At 69.7% G+C, this 13,934-nt stretch carries 12 protein-coding genes, 1 tRNA gene and 1 pseudogene; 4 read left to right on the plus strand and 10 right to left on the minus strand.

Annotated features, from left to right (window positions below):
• Positions 1-129: 129 nt before the first annotated feature.
• The gene (locus tag K4B79_RS24010) at positions 130-1,455 is read right to left on the minus strand and encodes an RNA-guided endonuclease InsQ/TnpB family protein (RefSeq protein ID WP_232028962.1); all 1,326 of its coding nucleotides are present in this window, start codon (positions 1,453-1,455) and stop codon (positions 130-132) included.
• A gap of 172 nt (positions 1,456-1,627) precedes the next feature.
• Here K4B79_RS24010 and K4B79_RS24015 point away from each other — a divergent pair.
• Positions 1,628-1,701, plus strand: a tRNA-Thr gene (locus K4B79_RS24015).
• A gap of 45 nt (positions 1,702-1,746) precedes the next feature.
• On the opposite strand, the pseudogene K4B79_RS24020 reads toward K4B79_RS24015, so the two are convergent.
• From K4B79_RS24020 to K4B79_RS24045, 6 genes and pseudogenes are all read right to left on the minus strand, one after another.
• A pseudogene (locus tag K4B79_RS24020) lies at positions 1,747-2,781 on the minus strand (tyrosine-type recombinase/integrase); the annotation flags it as partial.
• Positions 2,782-3,962: 1,181 nt separating this feature from the next.
• Positions 3,963-4,319 (minus strand): PadR family transcriptional regulator, encoded by a 357-nt coding sequence (locus K4B79_RS24025; RefSeq protein WP_232028963.1) that lies wholly within the window; start codon positions 4,317-4,319, stop codon positions 3,963-3,965.
• Positions 4,320-4,726: 407 nt separating this feature from the next.
• On the minus strand, positions 4,727-5,464 hold the full coding sequence (locus K4B79_RS24030; protein ID WP_232028964.1) for a DNA alkylation repair protein: 738 nt from the start codon (positions 5,462-5,464) through the stop codon (positions 4,727-4,729).
• 36 nt (positions 5,465-5,500) lie between these two features.
• Positions 5,501-6,580 carry a DUF4037 domain-containing protein gene (locus tag K4B79_RS24035; RefSeq protein WP_232028965.1) on the minus strand — a complete coding sequence of 360 codons (1,080 nt, stop codon included), beginning with the start codon at positions 6,578-6,580 and terminating at the stop codon, positions 5,501-5,503.
• A 1-nt stretch (position 6,581) separates the two neighbouring features.
• A complete protein-coding gene (locus K4B79_RS24040) occupies positions 6,582-7,085 on the minus strand; it encodes a GNAT family N-acetyltransferase (protein ID WP_232028966.1) in 504 nt (167 codons plus the stop codon).
• A gap of 9 nt (positions 7,086-7,094) precedes the next feature.
• Positions 7,095-8,024, minus strand: coding sequence for an aminoglycoside phosphotransferase family protein (locus tag K4B79_RS24045; protein WP_269463886.1), 930 nt, complete (start codon positions 8,022-8,024; stop codon positions 7,095-7,097).
• On the opposite strand from K4B79_RS24045, the gene K4B79_RS24050 reads away from it, so the two are divergent.
• Together K4B79_RS24050 and K4B79_RS24055 are read left to right on the plus strand one after the other, a co-directional pair.
• The gene (locus tag K4B79_RS24050) at positions 8,023-8,664 is read left to right on the plus strand and encodes a rhomboid-like protein (RefSeq protein ID WP_232028968.1); all 642 of its coding nucleotides are present in this window, start codon (positions 8,023-8,025) and stop codon (positions 8,662-8,664) included. The genes K4B79_RS24045 and K4B79_RS24050 overlap by 2 nt on opposite strands.
• A 21-nt stretch (positions 8,665-8,685) precedes the next feature.
• A complete protein-coding gene (locus tag K4B79_RS24055; RefSeq protein ID WP_232028969.1) occupies positions 8,686-10,128 on the plus strand; it encodes an NAD(P)/FAD-dependent oxidoreductase in 1,443 nt (480 codons plus the stop codon).
• Positions 10,129-10,234: 106 nt separating this feature from the next.
• Here the strand turns inward: K4B79_RS24055 and K4B79_RS24060 are convergent, their stop codons facing one another.
• Positions 10,235-11,215, minus strand: a complete 981-nt coding sequence (locus K4B79_RS24060) for a zinc-binding dehydrogenase (protein ID WP_232028970.1) — start codon at positions 11,213-11,215, stop codon at positions 10,235-10,237.
• Between the two features lie 118 nt (positions 11,216-11,333).
• A complete protein-coding gene (locus tag K4B79_RS24065; RefSeq protein ID WP_232028971.1) occupies positions 11,334-12,494 on the minus strand; it encodes an FAD-dependent oxidoreductase in 1,161 nt (386 codons plus the stop codon).
• Between the two features lie 196 nt (positions 12,495-12,690).
• On the opposite strand from K4B79_RS24065, the gene K4B79_RS24070 reads away from it, so the two are divergent.
• Positions 12,691-13,404: a pentapeptide repeat-containing protein gene (locus K4B79_RS24070; RefSeq protein ID WP_232028972.1), complete on the plus strand. Its 714-nt coding sequence runs from the start codon at positions 12,691-12,693 to the stop codon at positions 13,402-13,404.
• 26 nt (positions 13,405-13,430) lie between these two features.
• Here K4B79_RS24070 and K4B79_RS24075 read toward each other — a convergent pair whose 3' ends face one another.
• On the minus strand, positions 13,431-13,931 hold the full coding sequence (locus K4B79_RS24075; protein ID WP_232028973.1) for a hypothetical protein: 501 nt from the start codon (positions 13,929-13,931) through the stop codon (positions 13,431-13,433).
• Between the last annotated feature and the right edge of the window lie 3 nt (positions 13,932-13,934).

Below are 13,934 nucleotides of genomic sequence, written 5' to 3' on the forward strand. Positions count from 1 at the left end.
GACAAGCTTCCTGCTTCACTGTCTGTTGCCCGGTCATACACAGCCCTGGCGAGCTGTGCCTGACAGGTCTTACGCAGACTCCACAGGCATTCCGGCCGACAGCCCGTCGGTCCGTACCGCACCGGCCGCCTATGCGGCCAGCAGACGCAAACCCTCGTCCCGAAGGTTCACGGCGGCGTTCACATCGCGGTCGTGAAGCGCGCCGCACTCTTCACACGTCCACTGCCGGACCGAGACGTCCATCCTCGGCCCCACGACGTGGCAGGCGGAGCATCGCCGAGTCGAAGGGAAGAAACGGCCCACGACCACCAGCGTCCGGCCGTACCACTCGCACTTGTAGCGCAGCTGCCGCAGCAACTCACCCCACGAAGCGTCGAAGATCGCCTGGTTCAGCTTCGCCTTCCGCCGCCGCCCCTTGCCGCGCGCCGAACGCAGCAGAGTCGCGACAGACAGGTCCTCCACCACGAGCACTTGGTTCTCGCGCACGAGGCGGGTGGTGACCCGGTTCAGCATGTCTCTGCGTACGTCACTGATCAGCGCGTAGAGCCGCGCGATCTTCTCCCTGACCTTCTGCCGGTTCTTCGAACCCCTCACCTTCCTGTGCAGCTCCCGCTGCAACCGCGCCAGCTTCTCCGCATACCGTCTCAACAACCGCGGATGATCGAACTTCGTCCCGTCATCCAGGATGACCAGCGACGCCAGACCCACATCGATCCCCACCGCCTTCGGCTCCCGCGAACCTGACACGAACACGGTGGGCAGCGGCGCTATTCGCTCGTCCACCAGCATCGACACGAAATACCGGCCCGCCCGGTCCCGCGTCACCGACAACCGCACCGGAACCACACCCGCAGGCAGCGCCCGCGACCACCGGACACGCAACGGCTCCGACTGCTTGGCCAGCGTGACCAGCCCGGTTCCCGGCCGCCCCGGATCCTCCACCCACTTGAAACCCGTACGCACATACGTCGCCGTATCCCGCGACCGCCTCTTCTTCTTACGCTTCGGATACCGCGCCTCCCCCTTGAAGAAGCGCCCGTAAGCCCGATCCAGATGGCGCAGGGACTGCTGAAGGACCGTCGACGACACCTCCCGCAACCAGGCCGTCTCCTCCCTCCGCTTCCAGCCGGTCAGAGCCCGACAGGTCTCCGCGAACCCCACATTCACGCGGTGCCGCTCCCACGCCTCAGCACGCAGAACCAGCCCCTCGTTGTAGACCCACCGACAGGCCCCGAACGTCCGCTCCAACTGCTCGGCCTGCTCCTCGGTCGGATAGAAGCGGAACCGGTAGAGACGGTGCTGCGTGTCCGACGCCTTTGCGTGGGACTTCAGTGGCGTCGCCCTGCGTGTGTGGTGCTTGGTGCGGTCACCGATGCCGAGGACCTCGCGCTTGATGCGCTGGGCATCCTCGCCCTTCACTGCCTGCGGCTTCTGCTTCACCGCTGTCTCCCCCATGGGCCCCTCCCCGACGATCCGATCTTCGGAACAGCACGTCAGCTCGATCAACGAACGGGTGCACGGATGGTTACGCGCGGATTTGGGACCGTGGGTGCGGAGAACTACATGGCCAGGGGAAAAGGGCTCTGTGTACAGTGGTGCCGCCTCCGCGCACCGCGCTGTAGGCAGCGCCTCCTTAGCTCAGATGGCCAGAGCATTCCCCTTGTAAGGGAAGGGTCGTCGGTTCGAATCCGACAGGGGGCTCGTTTCGAGCCCAGCTCAGACAGTGTCTGAGCTGGGCTTTTGCGTTCAGTGCACTCGGAGTCGCTGCCGGGCGCAGGCGGCGCGGGGGTCCTCGGTCTCAGTTGCGGGTTCGGGACGAGGCATGAGTGGTCTCCCATGCGGCGCACGGCACCCTTGGAGAGGTGTGATCTGCCCCTCACGTACCGGCGGGTCTGGCTGATCTGGGTATGCCGGAGGATTTCCATGATGGTCGGCATGTCCACCCCGAATTCGTTGAGGATCGTGCCGACGGTGTGGCGGCTGCCGTCCGGGCGGGTGAAGACCAGCTTGTCTTCCTGCCACCTGTCTCCGGCCGCGATGCTCACTTGCTCCTGCTGTGCTTTGTGCTCGCGCAGGTGGGAGATGAACGGCGGTGGAATGGGCACGGTGTTCCTGCGCTTCTTGGTCTTCAGACGAGTAAAGACCAGGTCCCCGCCCTCGCGTTCCGGGCAGGCGCTCGCGTGTTTTGTGCAGTCCCTCGGACAGGGTTTGGGGCACCCGCGCTTGTGGGTCTTGCAGTCCGGCGGGCACGGATCGAACCGGTGAAGGCGCTCACAGCAGGCTTGGGGTACTGGCAGCCGGTGGCGCCACGTGAGCCGCTGAAGCTGCCACTGGGGGTGGAACAGCTCATTGCCGAGGTCGATGTACGGCCACCGCAGGCAGGTTCTCGCCCTGCCGGAAGCTCATGCCTACGCCGACGCACCACCGCATGAAGGTGGGGCGCTTGGCGGCGGCCTCCAGGAACGCCTTCGCCTCTCCTGTCATGAACGGGTTCCCCTCGGTCTCGTCCACCGTGGGTGGGTCCACGAGGGTGGCCACCTTCTCGACGATGAGTCGGCGGCGGTGAGCGATTTCGGGGGTGCGAGACAGGATGCGGTGCACCTTGAGGATGTGGGAGGGGGCGTGATCCTCGTCGAGCATCACACGGTATATCCGCTTCAGTTGTTCCGGCTGAAGCTTGTCGACCCGATGCCTGCCGATGCCAGAGATGACGTCGTTCCTGGTCTTGGATCAGTAGTCATCCAGAGAGCGCGGCTCTTCTGGCCAGCTGGTCAACAGGGTGCCGCCGTACGCGCGGCTGAGGACACCGTGACGGGAAGCGCTCCTGGGCACTGGTCACCGCGGCGTCTTGCTCTGCGGCCTATCTCCCGCCACGCCTCGTGGCTGACGGTACGCATCGTGAGTCCGTACTTGGCGGCGATCTCCCCGATGTCCGCGAAAGCGCCCTCGACGGTAGTCGGCATCGTCGGCAGCCTGACAGCGAGCGAGTGGTCCCGGCACAGGTCCACCCAGCGCAGCCCGTATCCGGGAAAGTCGACCGGGCGGGAGGTGTGGTACTCGAGACCGCAGACGCAGCACGGCCGCCATGCCTCCTCCCGGAGCGAGCCCTGATCTCCGGATCATTCTTGACACGGTCACATCGAGCACCACCACGGTCCCGCATGTGCTCGGGCGCCCTGAGGCGCACGCTGATGCCAAGGCTGCGGTGTCGGGAAGCCACAGCTCGTCAGTGGAAGTCCGAGGGTCAGTCACCGATCAGTGTATGTAGACCGAGGGTGCTGGCACCGAAGCCAGTCAGCCCCGCGAGCAGGGAGGCTGCAACGTTCCCTGCACTCAAGAACGTGAGAACCCCGACGATTACGCCCATGAATGCGGCTGCGAGTAGCACCAAGACCGTCCGCTGCGGCAGAAGTGGCGGAGGATTAGGTTCCGGTGAGTTCGAGGCGGACGGGTGAGACGGGGGCTGGCTGGTCATGCTCGCTCCGTCTCGTTGCTCGTGCGTACCGTGTACGCGTAACGGGGCATCGCGAGTAGCTGCGCGACGACCCATGCCCATCGAGCCCGGCGCCTGGGCAAGTCCGCTAGGTACCGACGCTGCTCTTCCAACCAGGCGGACCGCTCATCGACAGGGAGGAGTGCGGCGACAAACCGAAGCACGTGCCGACCCGACTCAGGACGACCCTGCTGCGCAGCGGAGTCGCTGCTGGGGAGGTTCGTCGTGTCGTTGTCGGGTGGCAGGTCGGTCTTCATTGTGCTTTGCGTGTACCACTGCGGTGGCTCGTATGAGATCTCGAATTCCCCGGTTTCCAGGCCCGAGGGATCATCGTCGCTCGTAAGGAAGGCCCGCAGTGGGCTCGGCTCCTGACGTACGGCGTCCTTGGTGATCGGCTGTGAGGGGGAGTCGTCGTCCTCCTCGAAATTAAGCGGGGTTGGGGCCGGAGGAGGCCCAGAGGTGTCGTCCATCAGGTCCCCTCCACCAAGCCAGGGCGTCCGAACGTCGGTCCCGCGTCAGCAGGTGTGGTGGCCATGGCTTCCGCCAAGGCGAGGGGAGCGTGGTCGGCCCCCTTCGTCGTGAGGCGGTAAAAGCGGCGCCTGGGTCGCCCCTCGGCCTCGGCGATATCGTCCTGCTCCCAGTACCTCTCGACCCATCCGGCCTGACGCAATCGCTCCAAGAGGGGGAAAAGCGTCCCGTTTGGCAGACCGGAAAGCTTGGACAACTCAAGTCCGTAGAGCCCATCGGTCAGTGCGGCCGATCGACGTCCACCGTCGGCGCCCTGCCCGAGGAGCGCACGCAGCACCGTCTGAGTGTGCGGCGTCATTTTCACTCCTGACATAGGGGCAATCTACCTAGGTAGAAGTCATCTGTCTACCTAGGTAGGCAGATGGCTGAAGCGGCGTGTTCCAGAGAATGCGCTGAAGGTGTTGCAGCGCGTGCCCCGGGATCCGTTTCGCAGCAGGCCACGGCCTAGCTCGATGCAAAGAAGACCAGTCGCTGCTGAGCGCCCGGCTGTCCTCGATCAGGGCAAGCTTGGTCTCAATCGTGGTCTCAATTAGTGCAGGCTCCGGTCATGTCCGCTGTTGTTCCTCAGGGGCCGAGAATCCATCGGGGCTGGGGACGATGCCCATCTCGCAGATGCCCGCGGACATCCCCGGACCAAGATCGGACAACTTGTAATGCGTAGGTCGTCGGTTCGAATCCGACAGGGGGCTCTGGTGGAACCCCAGGTCAGGAGTCTTTGACCTGGGGTTTTTGCTGTTTGTGGGCCTTGAGGATGGCCTCGCTGCGGGCCGGGTCGAGGTGGCGGATCGTTTCGCGGACCGTGATGCCGGAGGCATCGGCGGCGTGGGGGAGGAACCAGTCGTAGACCTCGGCGGGGTGTTTTCGGCTCGCCTGGCGGAGGACCCAGCCGAGGGCCTTGCGGACGAAGAAGCGGGGGTCGGTGAGGAGGGGGGCGGCGGTGCGGGTGAAGGCGGGCCAGTGGTGGGGGAAGGCGGCGGGGGTGCTCAAGGGGACGAGGAAGGTGAGGATGCCGGAGCGGCGGATCCACTGGTCTTCCTCCGTGGCCCAGCGGCGGTAGGTGTCGAGGGTGGTGGGTTCGCGGAGGAGGAGGCGGCTCGCCACCGAGCCGGCGAGGAGGTCGACCAGGGCCCAGGTGTCGCTGTCACGCAGGAGGTCCTCCAGGAGGGCGGTGTCCTCGGCCTTGAGGACGTCTACGTGCCGTTCCAGGAGGACCGCGGCCGCGATGCGTGTCTCGTGGACCTCGGGGCGCCAGAGGGCTCGGGTGCAGGACAGCAGGTGGGGGTGGTCCAGGGGGCCGTGGGTGCGGGTGGCTTCGGCGACGAGGGTGCGGATGGTCGGCATGCGTACGCCGTGGTGGTGGAGGGTGCTTTTGAGGTAGCGCCTGGTCTGCTCGGCGGTTCGTGGGTCGCCGGACTCGCGCAGGGCCTTCGTGAGGTCGTCCACAAGGTGTGCCGTTGCTGCGTCCACTGGTCTCTTCCGTCAGTGCGTGGGGTGGCCGGGCTCCAGGTCTTCCGGGCCGGGCAGTCGTAGGTCGCGGATCGCGGGGTCGGTGATCCGGGCGATCAGGGCCTGGGCGAAGCGTTCGGCGTGGAGGACGCGGTAGGGGCGGGAGTGGTACGGGCGGGTGGCCGGGTCGACGCGGTCGGTGAGGCGGAGATGGTTGTGGAGGTCGGCGACGGCTTCGTAGGCGGTGGCGAGGTGGGTCTCGCGGGTGTGCCGGTCCGGGGCGGTGAGGGCGGCGGTGAGGACCGGGGTGAGGTGTTCGCCGATGGGGATGCGGGCGAAGGCGCTGCCGAGCCATTTGCCGTACGGCGGGTAGTGGCGGGTCATCAGCAGGCACAGGCGCATGAGGTGGCGGCTCTGGCGGGCGGCGACGACCGCGGAGCCGAGTTCGTCGCCGACCTCGCCGCAGCGGCCGACGAAGGCCTCCTCGTGGGAGAGGTGTTGCCAGTGGCGGGCCAGGACGTGGAGCCAGAGGTCGTGGGGGTACCAGCGCAGGGTGGTGCGGATGGGGGTGAGGGTGTGGAGGCCGTCGTGGAAGACGGCGCCCGCGGTGACCTCGGCGAGGCGTTGGGTGGGGGTGGTGAGCCAGTCGGCGGTGCTGAGGGGGGAGGTGGGGTCGAAGCCGAGGGTGGCGGTGAACCAGGCGGAGGTGTGGGTGACCTCTACGCGGTGGTGGACCGGGCCGTCGGTGGCCCGCATGACGCGGATGTCCTTGGCCTCGCCGGTGGGGGCGAAGTGGGTGGGGTAGCCGTGGAAGGTCTTCGGGAGGTGTTCGGCGAGGACGTGTCTGATGCGGCCGGCGTGTCGGGGCACGTCCCGGGCGCGGAGGAAGAGCTGGAGGCGCGGCCCCCATTCGTGGTCCGCGGAGCGGGCGGTGTCGAAGCCGAGGACCTCGGAGCCGCTGCCGATGCGGGCGGCGGAGTGCGGGATGCCGGGGGCGGCTTCCTCCAGCAGGGGGCGTACGGCTTCGGTGTAGAAGCGGCGGGAGAGTTCGAGGCCGGGTAAGAAGGCCGGCGGGTTCGGGGCGCTCATGCCGGCGGTGCCAGTGGTGCTCATGTCATTGAGCCGTGCCCATTCGGTGGGGTGTCATGCGGGAAACCTTCACGAGTGCCTCGTCGGTGAGCCGGTACACCGTCCACTCGTCCTGCGGTCGGGCGCCGAGCGACTCGTAGAAGGCGATGGAGGGGGTGTTCCAGTTCAGGACGGACCATTCCAGGCGCTGGTAGCCGCGGGTCACGCAGAGGTGGGCGAGTTCGGTGAGGAGGGCTTTGCCGTGGCCGCCGCCGCGGGCGGTGGGGCGGACGTAGAGGTCTTCGAGGTGGATGCCGTGGACTCCGCGCCAGGTGGAGAAGTTGAGGAACCAGATGGCGTAGCCGACGACCTCGCCGGTGGTGTCGTCGACGGCGAGGTGGGCGTGGGCGGCCGGGTGTTCGCCGAAGAGGGCCTGCGTCAGTTGGTCCTCGGTGGCCCGTACCTCGTCCAGGGCCCGTTCGTACTCGGCGAGTTCGCGGATGAGGGTGTGGAGGACGGGGATGTCTGCGGGGGTGGCGGTGCGGATCATGGGGTCACGCTAGCGGCCGTGGTCGCGCAGGCACCTGGCGATTTCCAGGTGTTCGGGTGCGGGTGGGTCGTCGTCCTCCAGGTGCCAGAGGGTGTTCTGGAGGACGCGGCCGAGGGTCCAGGCGCGGGCCCGGGTGCGGTCGAGGCCGAGGTGGTCGGTCATGGCGTCGAAGCGCCGGCGGGTCTCGGCGGGGTCGTAGCGGTTCCACAGGGCGGGGAGGAGTTCGAAGCCGGGGTCGCCGGCGAGGGGTTTGGGGTCGATGGCGAGCCAGGGGGCGCGGGTGGAGGCGAGGACGTTCTCGTAGTGGAGGTCCCAGTGCAGGAGGCGGTCGCCGGGTTCGCCCGCGACCTCGCGTACGGCTGCCGCGCAGTCGGCGATCAGGCGGCGGTCGGCGGGGTCGGGGATGCCGGCAAGGGTCTCGGGGGTGGTCTCGTCGAGCATGTCCCGCGTGAGGTCGCCGAGGCGGCGTAGTTCCGGGGGTGCGGGGGTCGCGGTGAGGTGGGCGAGCAGGCGGGCGATGACCTGGACGGCCTCGCGGGAGTCGGGGAGGTGGGCGAGCATGCGGGTGGGATCCAGGCGTTCCAGGAGCATGGTGCCGGTGGTCTCGTCGTGGTCGAGGAGGCGGACGGCTCCGTCGCCGTCCCAGGCGCGCAGGGCGATGGGTTCGCCCTCGGTCTCGTCGTCGGGGAGCTGGAGTTTGAGGACGGCGGGGGTGTCGTCGTCGCGACGGACGACGGGGAGGACGAGGGCCGCGACGCCGTGCATGGCGGGTCCGTCGAGCCGCAGGTCCCAGCGGTCGAGGAAGCCGGCGGCCAGGTCGGGGAGCGCGGCGACGAAGGCGCGTCCCTCAGGGCCGTTGTAGAGCTCTTGTGCGGCCGCGAACTCCTCCGGAATGTCGATCACGCCTCGGACCCTATCGGCGTGCGTGAATCGGCTCATGGGTATGCGCCGGGGTTTCCACAGGGTGTGGATGTACGTCCGTGGCGCCCCGGGCACCTATGTGTGGCTGGCGGTCCTGTTCGGGACGTCGGTGGCGTTGCACCACATGTCGCCGGAGTTCGAGGAGGAGTTCCTGCGGCAGCGGTCCACCAACATCCATGAGCTGTCCGACCATCCGGTGCGGGTGCTGGTGGCCAGCGCGATGTGGATCGAGGGCGGGTACTGGCTGCCGTACGCCGTGCTCTATTCCGTCTTCCACGCGCCGGTCGAGCGGTGGCTGGGGACCGTGCGGTGGCTGGTGGTGTGCGGGGCCGCGCATGTGCTGGCCACGCTGATCAGCGAGGGGGCGCTGCTGTGGGGGATCAGGCACGGGATGGCGCCGGAGTCGGCGGTCAACACCCTGGATGTGGGGGTGAGTTACGCGCTGGCGGGGGTGGTGGCGGTGCTCGCCTACCGGATTCCGGTGCGCTGGCGGTATGCGTACGTCTTCGGGGTGCTCCTGGTGTACGGGGTGCCGCTGGTGTTCGGGCGCACCTTCACCGATCTCGGGCATTTCGTCTCCGTGTTGATCGGGTTCGGGTGTTATCCGCTGGTCGTGGGGCGTGGAAAAGTGCGGAATCCGAAGGAGACAGCGGCCTGAGGGAACGGTTACCTTCCCGCCATGAGCAGCTCGGTGAGCGGTGGCGTCGGCGGTGTCGGCAGCGGTGTCGTCCGTGGTGTCGTCAACGGTGGCATCTCCTTCTGGTACGCGGACGACGGCATCCCGGCGATGCGGGAGCCGCTGGGCGGTGACGCGTCCGCGGACGTCGTGATCGTGGGCGGCGGGTACACCGGGCTGTGGACGGCGTACTACCTGAAGAAGGCGGCGCCCTTCCTGCGGATCGTCGTCCTGGAGCAGAAGTTCTGCGGCTACGGCGCCTCGGGGCGCAACGGCGGCTGGCTGTACAACGGCGTCGCGGGCCGCGACCGGTACGCGAAACTGCACGGCCACGAGGCCGCCGTACGGCTTCAGCGGGCGATGAACGCCACCGTCGACGAGGTCGTGCGGGTGGTGGAGGAGGAGGGCTTCGACGCCGATGTGCACAAGGGCGGCGTCCTCGAAGTCGCTTGTACGCCCGCGCAGTTGGCGCGGCTGAAGGACTTTCACGCGCAGGAGCTGTCGTACGGCGAGAAGGACCGTGAGCTGTACGGCGCCCGGGAGACCGCCGAGCGGATCCGGGTGGCGGACGCGGTGGGGTCGAGCTGGACGCCGCACGGGGCGCGGGTGCACCCGGTGAAGCTGGTCAAGGGGCTGGCGGCGGCCGTGGAGGCGCTGGGGGTGACCGTGTACGAGCGGACCCCGGTGACGGAGATCCGGGCCAAGCACGCGGTGACGCCGTACGGGACTGTGCGGGCGCCCTATGTGCTGCGCTGCACCGAGGGCTTCACCGCGGCGCTGAAGGGGCAGCGGCGGACCTGGCTGCCGATGAACTCCTCGATGATCGCGACCGAGCCGCTGACCGACGAGCAGTGGGCGTCGGTCGGCTGGGAGGGGCGTGAGGCGCTGGGCGACATGGCGCACGCCTACATGTACGCGCAGCGCACCGCCGACGGGCGGATCGCGCTGGGCGGGCGCGGGGTGCCGTACCGCTTCGGGTCGCGGACCGACAACGACGGGCGGACGCAGGACGCGACGGTCGAGGCGCTGCGGGAGATTCTCGTGCGGTTCTTCCCGTCGCTGGCGGGGGTGCGGGTCGAGCATGCCTGGTCGGGGGTGCTGGGCGTGCCGCGTGACTGGTGTGCGTCGGTCACGCTGGACCGGTCTACGGGCCTCGGCTGGGCGGGCGGCTACGTCGGCTCCGGCGTCGCCACCGCCAACCTCGCCGCGCGGACCCTCCGCGACCTCGTCCAGCAGGACTCCGGCCAGTCCGGCCGCACCGAACTGACCGAACTGCCCTGGGTGAACCACAGGGTGCGCAGGTGGGAGCCGGAGCCTCTGCGGTGGCTGGGTGTGCGGGGGTTGTATGTGACGTATCGGTCGGCGGACCGGCGGGAGATGGCTCGGCCCGGGGTGGAGTCGTCGTGGTTGGCGCGGGTCGCTGACCGCGTGGCGGGGCGGGGTTGAGCGCTTCACGGGGTGCCGGGTGCGCCGCGTAGGCGTCTGCGGGTGCGTGGTGGTTGATCGCGCAGTTCCCCGCGCCCCTGGAGGGGCGCCTTTGCTCGCCGCGGCTTTATGGCTCCAGGACCACCTTGCCGGTCGTGCCGCGGCTCTCCAGGGCCCGGTGTGCCGCCGCCGCCTCGGCGAGCGGGAAGCGCTGGACGGCGGGGGTGAGGCGGCCCGCGGCGGACTCGGTGAGGGCGCGGAGTTCCAGGGTGCGGACAGGGTTGGGGCCGCCGGCCTTCCGCAGCATCACGGGGCCGAGGACCTGCTCGGAGACGCCGTCGACGAGGTAGGGCTCGCCGTCGTGCAGGCCCTCGCCCGACCAGCCGAAGACGATGTGCCGGCCGTCCGGCCCGAGCAGGGCGACGGCCTCGCGGGCCACGGTGCCGCCGACGCCGTCGAAGACGACGGTGGCCGGGCGGCCGCCGAGGTAGGCACGGACCTTGTCGGGCCAGGACGGGTCCTTGTAGTCGACGGCGAGGTCGGCGCCGTTCCGCTCGACCAGGGCCGTCTTGGCGGGGCCGCCGGCGAGGCCGACGACGGTGGCGCCGGCGTTCTTGGCGTACTGCACGAGCAGGGTGCCGATGCCGCCCGCCGCGGCCGGGATCACGGCCACCGAGTCGGGGCCGAGGTCGGCGAACTGGAGGATCCCCATGGTCGTACGGCCCGTGCCGATCATGGCCACGGCCTGGGCGGCGTCCAGGTTCGCGGGGATCTCGTGGACGCGGTCGACGTCGGTGACGGCGAGTTCGGCGTAGCCGCCCGGGGCGAAGCCGAGGTGGGCGACCACGTGCTTGCCGAGCCACAGGTCGGCGACGCCCTCGCCGAGGGACTCGACCGTGCCCGCGACCTCGCGGCCGGGGATCGTGGGCAGGACCGGCGGTTCGGGCGCCGGGCCCCGCATGCCCTCGCGCAGGGCCGTGTCCAGGAGGTGGACACCGGCCGCGGCCACGGCGATACGGACCTGGCCCGGGCCCGGACGCGGGGCCTCGACCTCTTCCAGGGTGAGGTTCTCGGCCGGGCCGAAGGTGTGCAGGCGGATGGCGCGCATCGGGTCCCCCATGGGTCGGTGTCGCACGGCGGTGCCGTGGAATCGGCTGGGTCGTCGGCGGACGGCCGTGCCGTGGTGCCGGCGGGCGGCCGTTCTCCGTGGGGACCACTCTTCAACCTCAAGCATGCTTGAGGTCAAGGTGGCTCCGGCCGAGGACCAACGACACCGCGGTGAGCGCGCTGTTGAAGGAGACCTCGGAGAGCACACCGGGCGCGGCGACCTGGTCGCCGGCCAGGTAGACACCGTCGCCGCGGTCGATCGCGGGCCGGTCCCGCCAGCTGGTGCCCGGCAGGTCCACGGCGCCGGTCCGGCCGTTCGCCACGGACTCCCGCCGCCAGACGAGCCGCTCCCGCCAGCCCTCGTAGGCCAGGTCGAGGAGGTGCTCGGCGCGGGCGACGCCGTCGGCCTTCGACTCGTGCGGGGCGATCGGGATCTGGCCCTGGATCAGCTGTTCGCCGGCCGGGGCGAGGGTGCGGTCCTGGGCCGTGAAGCGTTCGATCCAGCCGGGGGAGTCGAGGTCGGAGACGGCGAAGGCGTCGCCGCGCCGGGTGCGGACGGCCAGGTCGATCAGTGTCGTACGGCCGCTCGTCCAGGTCAGCGAGTCATCGCCGAGGAGGCGGCGGGCCGCGTCGAGGGAGGTGGCGACGACGACGGGGGTGTCCGTGGGCAGCGTGTCGACGCGGGACAGCGTCTCCATGCGGACGCCGAGGTTCCAGGCGCGGGCCGCCATCCGGTCGATGAGGCTGCCCCAGCCGCCGCACGGATAGTGGGCCTCCGGCGGCAGCTTGGTCGCCCGCCGCAACCGTTCCTGCACGAACGCGGCGGACAGGGCGCCCGGGTCGTGGTGGAACAGGGCGACGGCCGAGTAGTTCGCGGCCGCCCGTGCGCCCTCCTCGCCCGCCTGTTCGGTCGCCCAGGACATGAAGTCCCGGTCCACGGGCGCCTGTCGGGCGCTGTGGCGCAGCAGCTTGAGCATCGCGAACGGCGGGGTGCGGCGGAGCGTGCCCTTGTGCCGGAGCCGCAGCCGGGCCGCCTCCAGCGGGGGGATGGGTGCGAGCGGGCCGATCAGATTCCGCCGGCGGAGCCAGGACCAGTGCGGGCCGCCGCTGTAGAGGGCGTGCGGTCCCTCGTTCGTCCGGTACGGCCCTTCGGCGGTCCGGGCCCGTCCGCCGAGGGTGTGGTGGGCCTCGTAGACGGTGACCTTGGCGCCCGCCTCGGCGGCGGTGATGGCCGCGGTCAGGCCGGCGAAGCCGCCGCCGATGACGGTGATGCGGTGCATGGGGGGTCTCCTTCGGGTCGGGTTGGGGCGAGTCGGGCGGGGTTGGGCAGGGTGTCGGTCTTGGTCTTGCGTCTTCTTGTTCTTGGGTGCCTGTCTGTTCGTTGTATCTACGACTGATCGAGCGGGCCGGAATGTGACATGGGGGGTGTTGTCGCAGGTCAGGGGGATTGTCAGTGGTGGGGTGCAGCATGGGGGCATGACGAGGCGAGCGGTGGGCGGGTCGGGTGGGGCCGGTAGGGCCGGTGGGGGCGGCCGGGCCGGAGTGAAGGCGGCGCGGCGGCCGGAGGTGCGGCTGCCGCCCCTGGAGCCGTACGCCGGAGGAGGGCTGGAGCCGGACGGGGACTACGACGGGCTGGACTTCCGGGAACTGGACCTCGCCGGGCAGGACGGCGGCGGCGCCCGCTTCATGGACTGCGCGCTGACGGGCTGCGCGCTGGACGAGACCCGGCTCTCCCGCGCCCGCTTCCTGGACTCCGTCCTCACCGGCCTACGAGGGGTCGGCACCAACCTCGCCGACGCCACCTTCCGTGACGTCGAGCTCCTCGACGCCCGCCTCGGCGGCACCCAGCTGCACGGAGCGGTCCTGGAGCGCGTCGTCGTCCGCGGCGGCAAGATCGACTACCTGAACCTGCGCACGGCCCGCCTCCGGGACGTCGTCTTCGAGAGCTGCGTCCTGGTCGAGCCGGACTTCGGCGGTGCCCGCCTGGAACGCGTGGAGTTCGTCGACTGCACCCTCAAGGCCGCGGACCTCACCGCCGCGACCCTCACCGACGTCGACCTGCGCGGCGTGACGTCCCTGGACATCGTCCGCGGGGTGGACCGGCTAAGAGGGGCGGTGATCAGCACGGGGCAACTGCTGGATCTGGCGCCGGTGTTGGCGGGGGAGCTGGGGATTCGGGTGGAGGGGTGACGGGGGAGACCCGGTAGGGTCCCGGATCAGCCCACGCGGGGGAAGCGGGCCTGGAGGGACCAGATTGCCGGGTTCTCGGCCAGGTCGTCGTGGAGGTCGGTGAGGTCGGCGATGAGGTCCTGGAGGAAGTCGCGGGCCTCGCGGCGGAGTTCGGTGTGGGAGAAGGTCAGGGCGGGCTCCTCCGCCGGCATCCAGTCGGCCTCGATGTCCACCCAGCCGAAGCGGCGCTCGAAGAGCATGCGGTCGGTGGACTCGGTGAAGTCGAGTTCGGCGCGCTGGGGGCGGGCGGCGCGGGAGCCGGCGGGGTCGCGGTCGATCTGCTCGACGATGTCGCACAGCGCCCACGCGAAGTCGAGCACCGGTACCCATCCCCAGGATGTGGACAGTTCCCGGTCCGCCTTGGTGTCGGCGAGGTAGACGTCACCGCAGAACAGGTCGTGCCGCAGCGCGTGGACGTCCGCGCGGCGGTAGTCCGTCTGCGGGGGGTCCGGGAAGCGGTTGGAGAGGGCGTATCCGATGTCGAGCACGTA

It is taken from the genome of Streptomyces lincolnensis (genome assembly GCF_021173675.1).
Taxonomy (GTDB): Bacteria; Actinomycetota; Actinomycetes; order Streptomycetales; family Streptomycetaceae; genus Streptomyces; species Streptomyces lincolnensis_B.